Origin of the sequence: Phenylobacterium sp. (assembly GCF_031984885.1) — a bacterium.
Classification (GTDB): Bacteria; Pseudomonadota; Alphaproteobacteria; order Caulobacterales; family Caulobacteraceae; genus Phenylobacterium.
In genome coordinates this window covers 316,545-328,208 of the sequence record NZ_DAMABV010000001.1, presented here as the reverse complement: position 1 = coordinate 328,208, position 11,664 = coordinate 316,545, and the positions used below count along the sequence as shown (strand labels likewise).

The 11,664-nt window shown below is 69.4% G+C and carries 12 protein-coding genes; 8 read left to right on the top strand and 4 right to left on the bottom strand.

The features are described from left to right. Nucleotides 1-4: 4 nt before the first annotated feature. Nucleotides 5-403 carry a phosphoribosyl-AMP cyclohydrolase gene (gene hisI, locus RTL41_RS01640; protein ID WP_312160667.1) on the bottom strand — a complete coding sequence of 133 codons (399 nt, stop codon included), beginning with the start codon at nt 401-403 and terminating at the stop codon, nt 5-7. A gap of 47 nt (nt 404-450) precedes the next feature. Between hisI and RTL41_RS01635 the strand changes: the two genes are divergently transcribed. Further along, nucleotides 451-1,362 carry a DUF817 domain-containing protein gene (locus RTL41_RS01635; RefSeq protein ID WP_312160665.1) on the top strand — a complete coding sequence of 304 codons (912 nt, stop codon included), beginning with the start codon at nt 451-453 and terminating at the stop codon, nt 1,360-1,362. A gap of 16 nt (nt 1,363-1,378) precedes the next feature. Continuing rightward, nucleotides 1,379-2,554, top strand: a complete 1,176-nt coding sequence (locus RTL41_RS01630; protein ID WP_312160663.1) for a serine hydrolase domain-containing protein — start codon at nt 1,379-1,381, stop codon at nt 2,552-2,554. A gap of 12 nt (nt 2,555-2,566) precedes the next feature. Here the strand turns inward: RTL41_RS01630 and folE are convergent, their stop codons facing one another. Next, complete coding sequence (gene folE / locus RTL41_RS01625; protein WP_312160661.1) at nt 2,567-3,199, bottom strand: GTP cyclohydrolase I FolE; 633 nt, start codon at nt 3,197-3,199, stop codon at nt 2,567-2,569. Between the two features lie 215 nt (nt 3,200-3,414). On the opposite strand from folE, the gene cysS reads away from it, so the two are divergent. From cysS to RTL41_RS01595, 6 genes are read left to right on the top strand one after another with little or no spacing between them, the layout of a single operon-like run. Beyond that, nucleotides 3,415-4,803, top strand: a complete 1,389-nt coding sequence (gene cysS / locus RTL41_RS01620; RefSeq protein WP_312161348.1) for a cysteine--tRNA ligase — start codon at nt 3,415-3,417, stop codon at nt 4,801-4,803. Beyond that, nucleotides 4,803-5,360 carry an SRPBCC domain-containing protein gene (locus RTL41_RS01615; protein WP_312160659.1) on the top strand — a complete coding sequence of 186 codons (558 nt, stop codon included), beginning with the start codon at nt 4,803-4,805 and terminating at the stop codon, nt 5,358-5,360. The genes cysS and RTL41_RS01615 overlap by 1 nt, the downstream gene beginning before the upstream one ends. Further along, nucleotides 5,357-5,806, top strand: coding sequence for an iron-sulfur cluster assembly scaffold protein (locus RTL41_RS01610; protein WP_312160657.1), 450 nt, complete (start codon nt 5,357-5,359; stop codon nt 5,804-5,806). The genes RTL41_RS01615 and RTL41_RS01610 overlap by 4 nt, the downstream gene beginning before the upstream one ends. Before the next feature lie 56 nt (nt 5,807-5,862). After that, nucleotides 5,863-6,144, top strand: a complete 282-nt coding sequence (gene yidD, locus RTL41_RS01605; RefSeq protein WP_312160655.1) for a membrane protein insertion efficiency factor YidD — start codon at nt 5,863-5,865, stop codon at nt 6,142-6,144. Further along, nucleotides 6,141-8,126: a threonine--tRNA ligase gene (gene thrS, locus RTL41_RS01600; RefSeq protein WP_312160654.1), complete on the top strand. Its 1,986-nt coding sequence runs from the start codon at nt 6,141-6,143 to the stop codon at nt 8,124-8,126. The genes yidD and thrS overlap by 4 nt, the downstream gene beginning before the upstream one ends. Further along, a complete protein-coding gene (locus tag RTL41_RS01595) occupies nt 8,123-9,061 on the top strand; it encodes a glycosyltransferase family 2 protein (protein WP_312160652.1) in 939 nt (312 codons plus the stop codon). The genes thrS and RTL41_RS01595 overlap by 4 nt, the downstream gene beginning before the upstream one ends. On the opposite strand, the gene RTL41_RS01590 is transcribed toward RTL41_RS01595, so the two are convergent. Both RTL41_RS01590 and RTL41_RS01585 read right to left on the bottom strand, forming a co-directional pair. Beyond that, a complete protein-coding gene (locus tag RTL41_RS01590) occupies nt 9,058-9,972 on the bottom strand; it encodes a hydroxymethylglutaryl-CoA lyase (RefSeq protein WP_312160650.1) in 915 nt (304 codons plus the stop codon). The two genes, RTL41_RS01595 and RTL41_RS01590, sit on opposite strands and share 4 nt — an antisense overlap. After that, a complete protein-coding gene (locus RTL41_RS01585) occupies nt 9,969-11,642 on the bottom strand; it encodes a glycosyltransferase family 39 protein (RefSeq protein ID WP_312160648.1) in 1,674 nt (557 codons plus the stop codon). Before RTL41_RS01585 ends, RTL41_RS01590 begins: the two co-directional genes overlap by 4 nt. Between the last annotated feature and the right edge of the window lie 22 nt (nt 11,643-11,664).

Here is an 11,664-nt window from a genome sequence, read left to right as displayed (position 1 = left end):
GGCGCTACGGCCGCTCGACCAGGCGGCCGTCCTCGATGGTCCGGTAGAAGCACGAGCGGAAGCCGACGTGGCACGCGCCGCCGTCGCCCTGCGGCAGCACCTTGATCCAGATGCAGTCCTGGTCGCAGTCGATGCGCATCTCGACGATCTGCTGGATCTGGCCGCTGGTCGCGCCCTTGTGCCAGATCTCGCCCCGCGAGCGGCTGTAATAGACCGCCTCGCCCAGCTCCAGCGTGCGGGCCAGGGCCTCGGCGTTCATATGCGCGAACATCAGCACCTCGCCGGTCTGCGCATGGGTCGCCACGACGGCGACCAGGCCGTTTGCGTCGAACCGGGGGCTCAGGACCTCGCCGCGTTCGAGCGCGTCCTTGGAAGAGGCTGTGGGAAAGCTCGCTTGGGTCATGGCGCGCATATGGCGCCCGCGCCCGCGCTCGCGCTAGCCTGAAATCCATGAGCCTGAAGGACCAGATCAAGGGCCAGGTCGCCCGCTTCGACGCCTGGGCCCGGCCGTGGGCGCAGCGCGGCCGCTGGCACGGCTACGCCTACGAGTTCCTGCTCTTTGGCCTCAAGCAGGCCTGGGCCTGCCTGTTCGGCGGGGCGATGCTGGCCCTGCTGATCCTCACCGGCTTCTTCTGGCCCGATCACGCGCCGCTCGCCCGCTACGACGCCCTGGTCGTCGCCGCGGTGCTGATCCAGGGCCTGCTGCTGGCCACCAGGCTGGAGCGCATGGAAGAGGCGCTGGTCATCCTGATCTTCCATGTGGTCGGCACGGCCATGGAGGTGTTCAAGACCGCCCACGGCTCCTGGACCTATCCGGAGGACAGCCTGCTGCGGATCGGCGGCGTGCCGCTGTTCTCGGGCTTCATGTACGCCTGCGTCGGCTCCTACATGGCCCGCGCGATCCGCCTGTTCGAGATCCGGTTCGAGCGCTATCCGCCGCTGTGGGGGCCGTGGATCCTGGCGGTGCTCGCCTATGCGAACTTCTTCACCCACCACTACCTCCCCGACATCCGCTGGGGGCTCTACGCCCTGTCGGCGATGCTGTTCGGCCGCGCCTGGTTCCAGTTCACCCCGGACCTGAAGGCGCGGCGGATGCCGATGCTGCTCGGCTTCGTCCTGGTCGCCCTGTTCATCTGGATCGCCGAGAACGTCGGCACCTTCACCTCGGCCTGGATCTATCCCAGCCAGAAGGACGGCTGGAGCCTGGTGCCCCTGGCCAAGATGGGGTCGTGGTATCTGCTGATGATGCTGAGCTTCGTGCTGGTCACCCTGGTTCACCGGCCCGAACGGGCCGCCACGGCTGCGCCGCGGGCCCGCGGGCGCCATTCTAAGGCCGCGGTTGGGCTCGAAGAGCGTTCCTGAACAACCGGAGCCGTTCATGCGCCTCGACCGCCGAACCCTGCTGGCCGCCGCCGCGGCCGCGACCCTGCCGGGACCGGCCGCCGCCGCCCGGCCCAAGAAGAAGCCCGCGCCGCGCTGCAAGGGCCGCGTCGCCTATGCCGGGCCGCCGCTGCGCGCGCCGCTCGCCGCCGGCGCGCTGGAGGCCGCCGCCAGGGCCGGCGCGGCCCGGCTGCAGCCGGTCATCGACGATGGCCTGGAAGCCAGGCTCGAACGGGCCGCCGGCCAGATGCAGGTCCAGGCCCTGGGCGCCGCGCTCGCCCGCCCGGACGGGAGCCTCTGGACCCAGACCCACGCCGCCGCGGGCCCGCCGCCCTCCCGCTTCTTCTGGGCCAGCGTCGGCAAGGCCTACACCGCGAGCGCGATCCTGCAGATGGTCGAGGAGGGCAAGCTCGCCCTCGACGCCCCTGTCGGCCGATGGGCGCCGAACCTGCCGAACGCCGCGCACGTGACGATAGAGGACCTCCTGGCCCACACGAGCGGACTCTACAGCTTCCAGGAGGACGCGGGCCTGCGCGCCGACCCTGGCTACAAGTCCCCGGAAACATTGCTGAACGTGGCCGCGGCCCATCCGGCCCTGTTCTGCCCGGGCGCGGCCTGGAGCTATTCCAACACCGGCTATGTCCTGCTCGGCAGGATCATGGAGGCCGTGGACGGAAAACCTTACGATCAGGCGCTCACCGGCAGGATCGTGGAGCGCCTGGAGCTGCGGGAAACGACGATCCTGGCGCCCCGCCAGGTCCCCGCGGACATGGCGCCTCCCGCCGGCGCGGAAACCGAAGATCTCACCACGCCCTACGCCGCCGGCGCGGTCGCCGCCTCGGCGGCCGACGTGGTGCGGTTCTGGCGGGCGCTGATGTCGAACCGGCTGCACGGCGCCCAGGCGACGGCCGGGCGGCTGGCGCGGCTCTATCCGATGGCGGGCGTGTCGCCGGCCTCTTTCTACGGGCAGGGGATGATGGTCAGCGACCTGGCGCTCGCCGACCCGGCCGCCAGCGACACGTGGATCGGCCACGCCGGCGGGCTGCCGGGCGCCAAGGCGATGGTCGCCTATTCGCTGGAGAAGCAGGCCTATGTGGCCGTGGCGCTGACCGGCGAGGGCTCGCCCGAGGCCACGGCCAACCTCTTGCTGTCAGGCCTCCCGAAGAAGGCCTGACGCCGGAAGGGCTCAGCGCTTGTTGACGAAGTCGAGGAAGCGCTGGCGCAGGGTCGCGTCGGTCTTGAACACGCCGGTGAACTGGGTGGTGATCGTCGAGACATGGCGGTGGTGCACGCCGCGGGTGGTCATGCACTGGTGCGCCGCGTCGATCAGGATCGCCACGCCGGCCGGACGCAGGCTGTCGGTGATCGCGTCGGCGATCTGCTGGGTCATGGTCTCCTGGGTCTGCAGGCGGCGGGCGTAGATTTCCACGACCTTGGCCAGCTTGGAGATGCCCACGACCCGGTTGGTCGGCATGTAGGCGACGTAGGCCTTGCCGAGGAACGGCGCCATGTGGTGCTCGCAGTGGCTCTCGACCTCGATGTCGCGCAGCATGACGATGTCGTCATAGCCCTGCACGTCCTCGAAGGTGCGCGAGAGTTCCTTGGCCGGGTCGAGCTGGTAGCCCTCGAACCATTCGCCATACGCATCGACCACGCGCTTGGGGGTGTCGATCACGCCTTCGCGGCGGGGATCGTCGCCCGCCCACGCGATCAGCGTGCGCACGGCTTCCATAGCCTCTTCGCGCGACGGGCGCTTCACGGCTTCAAGATCAAGACCGGGCGTGCCGATCAGGGTTCGGTCGCGACTGGGAGCGTCCATGTGTAAGCGGTTTCTTTCCGGGGCCTGAGTTGCGCCGGGACGAAGGTCCCGGAAATGACGCGTGCCACCCCTCGTTACGGCCATGTGCGCGACCACGGACGGAACCGTGGCCTCGCGGCCGGACCGAATGTATATGGGGCCAACCCCTTTGCGGGCAACCGTTACCCAGCGTCAGTTTTTCTCAAACACTGATGCGTCTTTTCATGAAGGACCCGATGGCCCTCTCGCTCTACGACACCATGGCCCGTGAAAAACGGCCCTTCGTCCCCAAGGATCCGAGCCGGGTGACGATGTATGTCTGCGGGCCCACGGTCTATAACTACGCCCATATCGGCAACGCCCGACCGGTCGTGGTCTTCGACGTGCTGTTCCGCCTGCTGCGCCACGCCTATGGCGAAAAGTCCGTGATCTACGCCGCCAACGTCACTGACGTGGACGACAAGATCAACAGGAAGGCCGCCGAGGAGGGCGTGCCGATCGACACCATCACCGACCGCTATCTGGCCATCTACAACGACGACATGGCGACCCTGGGGGCCCTGCGGCCGACGCATCAGCCGCGCGCCACCCAGACCATGGACGAGATCATCGAGATGATCGGCAAGCTGGTGCGCAACAATTCGGCCTATGCGGCCGAAGGTCACGTGCTGTTCGACACCCAGGCCTATGCCGACTACGGCAAGCTCTCGCGCCAGCCGATGGACGACATGATCGCCGGCGCCCGGGTGGACGTCGCCCCCTACAAGCAGCACCCGGCCGACTTCGTGCTCTGGAAGCCCTCGAAGGAGAACGAGCCGGTCTGGGACAGCCCCTGGGGGCCGGGCCGCCCCGGCTGGCACATCGAGTGCTCGGCCATGATCGAGAAGACCCTCGGCCTGCCGATCGACATCCATGGCGGCGGCATCGACCTCTTGTTCCCGCACCATGAGAACGAGATGGCCCAGGGCGTCTGCGCCGGCCACGATCACCAGGCGGGCTACGCCAACTACTGGATGCACAACGGCTTCCTGAACATGGCGGCCGAGAAGATGTCCAAGAGCCTGGGCAACGTCGCCCTGGTCCACGACCTCATCGCCCAGGCTCCGGGCGAGGCGCTGCGCTGGGCGCTGCTGGTCGGCCACTATCGCGCGCCGCTGGAATGGACCGGCGACCTCATCGAGCAGTCGAAGAAGGCGCTCGACCGGCTCTACGGCGCCCTGCGCCGCGCCGCCGAGGTCGAGGCCGAGGAGGTCGCGCCGCCCGCCGCCTTCCTGGCCGCGCTGGAAGACGACCTGAACACGCCCGCCGCCTTCGCCGAGCTGTTCGGCATGGCGACCAAGCTGGAGACGGCGACCGGCAAGGGCCGCGCCCAGGCCAAGGGCGAGCTGCTGGCCGCCGCCAACCTGATGGGCTTCCTGCTGGGCGATCCCGAGGACTGGTTCCAGGCCGGCGTCACCGACGAACTGCGCGAGAAGGTCGAGTCCCTGATCGCCCAGCGCGTCGAGGCGCGCGCCGCCAAGGACTGGGCCGCCGCCGACCGCATCCGCGACGAACTGACGGCGTTGAACATCGAGGTGATGGACGGTCCGACCGGCGCGACCTGGCGGATCAGGGAGTCTGTCTGATGGCTTTAGGTCCGAAGGTGCAGGGCGCCAGCATGTTCACCGCCGGCGCCGGCTTCAAGTTCAAGGGCCGCGCCCCCGCCGGCCCCAGCGGCGTGCGGGTCGAGCACCGGATCGGCATCCAGGCGCCCGTCGAGACGATCTGGGAGATCCTCTACGACATCGAGCGCTGGCATGAGTGGAACCCGCTCTACACCCAGGCCGAGGGCAAGATCCGCATCGGCGGCCAGCTCGTCCTGACCCTGGCCCTGGAGGGCGAGGCGCCGCGGGTGATCCGGCCGGTGGTGTTCGAATGGGTGCCGAACGACCAGATCCACTGGCGGCTGAAGATGCTCGGCGGCCTGGTGCTCAACACCCGCTTCATGGAGCTGGAGAAGCTCGACACCGCCAGCACCATCTTCTCGAACGGCGAACTGATCGGCGGGCTGCTGGGCCCGACGATCGCCCGCCGCATGGGCCGCAAGATCTATCGCGGCTTCCAGGCGATGAGCGAGGCGCTGAAGGCGCGGGCCGAGGCGGAATGGCGCGCGCAGGGCGGAACCCCTACATCAGCGACATGATCGACGACCTCTACTCGGCCAAACTCCTGAAGCTGGCGGCGAACATGCCCCATCTCGGCCGGCTGCCGGCGCCGCACGCCAGCTCGGAGAAGGTCTCCAAGCTGTGCGGCAGCCGGGTGGTCGTCGACGTCGTGGTCGAGGACGGCCAGGTCGCCCAGTTCGCCCAGGACGTGAAGGCCTGCGCGCTGGGCCAGGCCTCGGCCGCGGTGCTGGGCGCCAGCGTGCTCGGCGCCAGCCTCACCGAGATCGAGATGGCCCGGGACCAGTTCCGTGCTATGCTCAAGCAAGGCGCAGATGCGCCCCAAGGACGTTTTTCGGATCTCTCCATGCTGGCCCCGGTGAAGGACTATCCCGCCCGCCACGCCTCCACGCTCCTGGCGTTCGAGGCCGCGGCCGAGGCTGTCCGCCGCGCCATGGAACGAACTAGCCGCGCCGGCGCGGCTTGATCCTCAAGGTCGCACAGCGTAATCGCTGCGGCTGAATCGCACGTCCGCGAGCCGGCATGAACCTCTACGAGACCTGCGTCCGCGGCGCACTGCGCGCCTACAAGCTGACGCTTTCGCCCCTGATCGGGCGCCAGTGCCGGTTCCTTCCGACATGCTCGGAGTACACCGCGCAGGCCCTGATCCTGCACGGCCCCGTTCGCGGCTCCTGGCTTGCGACCCGGCGGCTGTGCCGTTGTCATCCCTGGGGAGCCTCGGGCTACGACCCGGTCCCCCAACCGCGCGACAAGGCCCCTGACGGAGAGGGGCCGGCCTCGCGGACATGGACATGTGAGACATGATCGACCTGATTTTCCCCGATGGTTCCAAGCGCCAGTTCGATGACGGCGTGACGGGACGCGACGTCGCCGCCTCCATCGCCAAGTCGCTGGAGAAGAAGGCGGTGCTGGTGAAGCTCGACGGCGAGCTGCGCGACCTCGACCGCCCGCTCGACAAGGGCGGCGCCTTCGAGATCCTGACGCGCGAGAGCCCCGAGACGCTGGAAACCATCCGCCACGACGCCAGCCACATCATGGCCGAGGCCGTGCAGGAGCTGTTCCCCGGCACGCAGGTGACGATCGGCCCGGCCATCGACGACGGCTTCTACTACGACTTCGCCCGCGACACGCCCTTCAGCCTGGACGATCTGGCCACGATCGAGCAGCGCATGAAGGAGATCGTCGACCGCGACGAGAAGATCGTCCGCGAGGTCTGGGACCGCGACGAGGCCATCGCCCACTTCAAGTCGATCGGCGAGGACTACAAGGCGCAGATCATCTCCGACCTGCCTAAGGACGAGACGATCACGGTCTATCGCCAGGGCCAGTGGAAGGACCTCTGCCTGGGGCCGCACCTGCCCTCGACCAAGGCGGTGGGCAAGGCCTTCAAGCTGATGAAGCTGGCCGGCGCCTACTGGCGCGGCGACCACCGCAACGCCCAGCTCCAGCGCATCTACGGCACGGCCTGGGCCAGCGAGGCCGACCTCGAGGCGCACCTCAAGCGCCTGGAGGAAGCCGAACGCCGCGACCACCGCAAGATCGGCCGCGCCATGGACCTCTTCCACCTGCAGGAAGAGGCCAAGGGCATGATCTTCTGGCACCCGAAGGGCTGGACGCTCTACCGCACGGTCGAGGCCTATATGCGCCGCCGCCTGGACGCCGACGGCTATGTCGAGGTCAAGGCCCCCCAGATCATGGACCGCGCCCTCTGGGAGAAGTCCGGCCACTGGGAGAAGTTCGGCGCCAACATGTTCACCTGCGAAACGACGGAAGGCGAAGAGCTGGCCGTCAAGCCGATGAACTGCCCGGGCCACGTCCAGATCTTCAACTTCGGCCAGAAGTCCTATCGCGACCTGCCGCTGCGGATGGCCGAGTTCGGCGCCTGCCACCGGTTCGAGCCGTCGGGCGCCCTGCACGGCATCATGCGCCTGCGCGCCTTCACCCAGGACGACGCCCACATCTTCTGCCGCGAGGACCAGATCGAGGAGGAGACGACCAGGTTCGTGCGCCTGCTCAACTCGGTCTATGCCGACTTCGGCCTGGAGCTGCACAGCGTGAAGCTGGCCCTGCGCCCCGAGCTGCGCGCCGGCACGGACGAGGTCTGGGACGTGGCCGAGGACAAGCTCGATCGCGCCGCCCGCCAGGCGGTGAACATGGGCGTCGAGCGGCTGCCGGGCGAGGGCGCCTTCTACGGCCCCAAGCTCGAGTTCCACCTCTCCGACGCCATCGGCCGGACGTGGCAGTGCGGCACGCTGCAGCTCGACTTCGTGCTGCCCGAGCGGCTCGACGCCGAGTACGTGGTCGAGGACGGCTCCAAGCAGCGCCCGGTCATGCTGCACCGCGCGATCTGCGGCTCGATGGAGCGATTCATCGGCGTGGTGATCGAAAACTATGCAGGCGCGTTTCCGCTGTGGCTCGCCCCCACGCAGGTCGTTGTCGCCACAATTACGTCAGACGCCGATGATTATGCGTTGCGGGTGGCTCAAGAATTGAGCGCCGCGGGACTCCGGGTTGAAACGGATCTGCGGAACGAAAAAATCAACTACAAGATCCGTGAACACAGTCTCGCCAAGGCCCCGGTCATCGCCGTGGTCGGCCGGCGGGAAGCTGAGGAAGGCAAGGTCGCCTTGAGGCGGTTCGGCTCGGAAGGTCAGTCCATACTCTCGCTGGATGAGGCGGTTTATAAACTTGCCTTAGAGGCGAGTCCGCCGGATGTTGCACGTCAGGCTGTGCTTCGGGGCGTTCCGACCGAGCACGGCGCGGTCGGGGTTAGGGAGGCTGGATGAACGGCATCGCCGCACCGATCGTCGCTTATGAGCCCGCGCCGACTCAGGACTTCCTGAAGCCGCATCGCAAAGTGTCCGTCGTCATGGTCGTCTACATGACCGGCGAAGCCTTGCAGCAGAGCATCGAATGCGTGCTCGCCGACCCGCTGGTCGACGAGCTCGTCATCGTCGACAACGGTTCGACCCGCATGGAGGCGGCGCGCCTGAAGCGCCTCGCCGACAGCGACACGCGCGTGCGGCTGATCACCGGCCAGGGCAATGTCGGCTTCGCCCGCGGCGCCAATCTCGGCGCCCGCGGCGCGGTCGGCGACGTCATCGTCTTCCTCAATCCGGACGCCTTCCTGCAGCCGGGCTGCATCGCCGAGCTGGCGCGCGCCATCGAGGGGCGTCCGGTGCCGGCCCTGGTCGGGGGGCGGGTGCTCAACGCCGACCGCACCGAGCAGCGCGGCGCGCGGCGCGGCGACATCACCCCGGTCAGCGCCCTGCTCAGCCTCAGCCACCTGTCGCGCCGGATTCCCGCCTGGCGCCGCTACGAGGTGCACTGGGAGACCGAGGCCCCGCCCGAGGCGGTGATCGCGGTGCCGACCATTTCCGGGGCCTGCTTCTGCATGCGCCGCGAGGACTTCGACATCGTCCAGGGCTTCGACGAGGGCTATTTCCTGCACGTCGAGGACGTCGACCTCTGCTGGCGCGTGCGCCAGACCGGCGGGGTCGTGCTGTTCCAGCCCAAGGCCGAGGTCATCCACCTGGGCCACACCAGCCACGCCAGCCCGCTGCGGGTCGAGTTCCACAAGGGCGTCGGCCTGGCCCGCTACTTCCGCAAGCGCGCCGAGGGCCTGGGCGAACGGCTGCTGGCCCTGATCCTGTCGCCGATCATCGTCTGCACCGCCATCGCGCGCCCGATGATGTGGCGCATCCGCGGCCGCGCGGCTTAGGCTGGCGCAACCGCCGGCGGGAACACGCCCGCCCGGCTCACCGACGCGGCGATCGGCTTGTCCAGCAGGCCGGACATCCATTTGGCGGTCTCGATCAGCGCCTCGATGTCGTAGCCGGTGGTGAAGCCCGCGCGCTCGAGCATGTAGACCAGGTCCTCGGTGCCGATGTTGCCGGTCGCGGCCGGCGCGAACGGGCAGCCGCCCAGGCCGCCGCAACTGGCGTCCAGGATGTCCACCCCCGCCTCGACCCCGGCATAGGCGTTGGCCAGGCCGGTGTTGCGGGTGTCGTGGAAGTGCAGGCGCAGCGGGATGTCGCCGATCACCTGGCGCACCGCCTCGACCCGGCTGCGCACCATCCACGGGTCGGCCACGCCGATGGTGTCGGCCAGGGCGATCTCGTCGACCTTGGCGTTGGCCGCCTCGCGGGCCAGCGACACCACGCGCTCCTGCGGCACTTCACCGTCGAACGGGCAGCCGAAGGCGGTCGAGAAGGTCACCGAGATCGGCGGCCCGCCCTCCGACGTCCGGCGCGCGGCGATCGCGTGCATGGCCTCGATCTGTTCGGCGACGTTGGCGCCCTGGTTGCGGATCCCGAAGCCGTCGGACGAGCAGACCACGACATTGGCCTCGTCGCAGCCCGCGGCCACCGCGCGCTCCCAGCCGCGCATGTTCAGCACCAGGCCGATGCGCGACAGGCCAGACCCGGCCGGCAGGGCGGCCATGATCTCCTCGGCCCCGGCCATCTGCGGCACGCGGTTGGGATTGACGAAGGACACCACCTCCATGCGCCTGGCCCCGGCGGCCTGCAGGCGGCCGATGAAGTCGAGCTTCTGCTCGACGTCGAGGATGGCCTTCTCGTTCTGCAATCCGTCGCGCGGACCGACTTCGACGATTTCGATGAACCGGGTCATGGAGTCTCAGATGGGGCTGGGGCGTAGATGCGTAAAGTCATCTCGTCGCCGTTGGAGTAGTCGAGCCCCTCGACCTTGCCGATTTCGCGGGCCTTGAGGCCGCGGGCCTTCAGGGCGGCCTCGAACGCCTCCTGCTCGCGGCCCTCGACCACGGCTGGGCGCTGGTCGGCGATGGCCTCGATCGCCTCGGGAACGTCGCCCAGGTCGGTGGGGGTGCCCAGGGCGAACACCAGGCTGGGCTCGGCATAGCCGGCCACCGCCACCGGCGCGGGCGTGAAGCCCTGGCGCGGCAGCAGCCTGGCCTGCTCCAGCACGTCCTCGGTGCGCTTGGACAGCCACAGCGGCTCCAGGTTGGGCGCGAAGGCGCCGGCGAAGGCGCCATGGCCGAGGATGGTCAGGGCGCCGGCCGCGGCGATCGCCTTCAGGGCCTGGCCGCGCCACAGCAGGTAGGCGCCCGACAGTCCGGCGGCGGCCAGCAGCAGGGCCGTGGCGATGGTCGCCGGCAGGTCGCCCGGATCGCCGTACTCGCCATAGAGGTAGAAGACCGCCGCCGCGAACACGACCCCGACCAGGGCCGACAGCACGATCCCGATCCACCTGGCGACCGCGCCCACCGGCGCGCGCATGACCGCCGCCGCCATCAGCCAGGCCAGCGCCCCGTAGGTCGGCAGGGTGTAGTGCACCAGCTTGGTGGGCGTGGCCTCGAAGACGATGAAGGCCGGGATCAGCCAGCACAGCGCGAAACGCACGCCCGGCTCGTTGCGGGCCCGCCAGCCCAGCGCCAGGGCGGCCGGCAGCAGCAGCGCGCCGGGGAAGATCAGCAGCGGCGTCAGCAGGGTGTGATAGCCGGGCGGGGCGCCGTGGCTTTCCTGGCCGCCGACCAGCTTGGGCGCGAAGTCGGCCCCGAACGCCGTGGTCCAGAAGCCGCCGTCGGTCGCCACCGTCACCGCCGCCGCCCACGGGCCGACGATCGCCGCCATCAGGATCAGGCCCCAGGTCCAGCCCAGGCCCTTCAGCCAGGCGCCCTTGCGGTCCCAGGCCCACAGCGACAGCGCCGTCAGGGTCACGACCATCAGCCCGACCGGCCCCTTGACCAGGATCGACAGCGACAGGCCCAGCCAGAACAGCAGCCGCGTCAGCCGCCCGGCCGGCGGACCGTCCCGCGAGGCGGCGTACATCCGCGCCAGCGCCGCCAGGGCCAGCGTCGTGGTCCCGGCCAGCACCGCGTCGGTCTTGGCGATGAAGGCCTCGGTGGAGAGCAGGAAGGTCGAGCCGAGAATCGCCCCGGCCAGCAGGCCGGTGGGCCCGCCGAAGAACGCCATCGCGCCCCAGGCGCAGGCGGCGGCGGCCAGCATCGCGCCCAGCAGCGAGGGCAGGCGATAGGCCCAGATCTCGCGGTCCTCGGCCTGCGACACGAGCGCCACGCTGGCGGCCTGCATCCAGTGGATCCCGACCGGCTTCTTGAACCGCGGCTGGTCCTGGAACTTGATGACGACGAAGTCGCCGCTCTCCAGCATCTGCGCCGTGGCCTGGGCGAACCGGCTTTCGTCGCGGTCCAGCGGCGGCATGGCGAAGACGCCCGGCAGCCCCGCCAGGAAGGCGACGAGCGCCGCGAATGCAGGGGCGCGCCACCCCCGGCTGAACCGGTCCAGATAGGCCTGAAGACTCATGGCAGCGTTGATAGCATCCGCG

Bases quoted from the DNA above. Each gene is read 5' to 3' on its own strand.
- cysS (WP_312161348.1), top strand. From the start codon at position 3,415: ATGGCCCTCTCGCTCTACGACACCATGGCCCGTGAAAAACGGCCCTTC.
- RTL41_RS01615 (WP_312160659.1), top strand. From the start codon at position 4,803: ATGGCTTTAGGTCCGAAGGTGCAGGGCGCCAGCATGTTCACCGCCGGC.
- folE (WP_312160661.1), bottom strand. From the start codon at position 3,199: ATGGACGCTCCCAGTCGCGACCGAACCCTGATCGGCACGCCCGGTCTT.
- RTL41_RS01595 (WP_312160652.1), top strand. From the start codon at position 8,123: ATGAACGGCATCGCCGCACCGATCGTCGCTTATGAGCCCGCGCCGACT.
- RTL41_RS01630 (WP_312160663.1), top strand. From the start codon at position 1,379: ATGCGCCTCGACCGCCGAACCCTGCTGGCCGCCGCCGCGGCCGCGACC.
- RTL41_RS01590 (WP_312160650.1), bottom strand. From the start codon at position 9,972: ATGACCCGGTTCATCGAAATCGTCGAAGTCGGTCCGCGCGACGGATTG.
- RTL41_RS01610 (WP_312160657.1), top strand. From the start codon at position 5,357: ATGATCGACGACCTCTACTCGGCCAAACTCCTGAAGCTGGCGGCGAAC.
- thrS (WP_312160654.1), top strand. From the start codon at position 6,141: ATGATCGACCTGATTTTCCCCGATGGTTCCAAGCGCCAGTTCGATGAC.
- hisI (WP_312160667.1), bottom strand. From the start codon at position 403: ATGACCCAAGCGAGCTTTCCCACAGCCTCTTCCAAGGACGCGCTCGAA.
- yidD (WP_312160655.1), top strand. From the start codon at position 5,863: ATGAACCTCTACGAGACCTGCGTCCGCGGCGCACTGCGCGCCTACAAG.
- RTL41_RS01585 (WP_312160648.1), bottom strand. From the start codon at position 11,642: ATGAGTCTTCAGGCCTATCTGGACCGGTTCAGCCGGGGGTGGCGCGCC.
- RTL41_RS01635 (WP_312160665.1), top strand. From the start codon at position 451: ATGAGCCTGAAGGACCAGATCAAGGGCCAGGTCGCCCGCTTCGACGCC.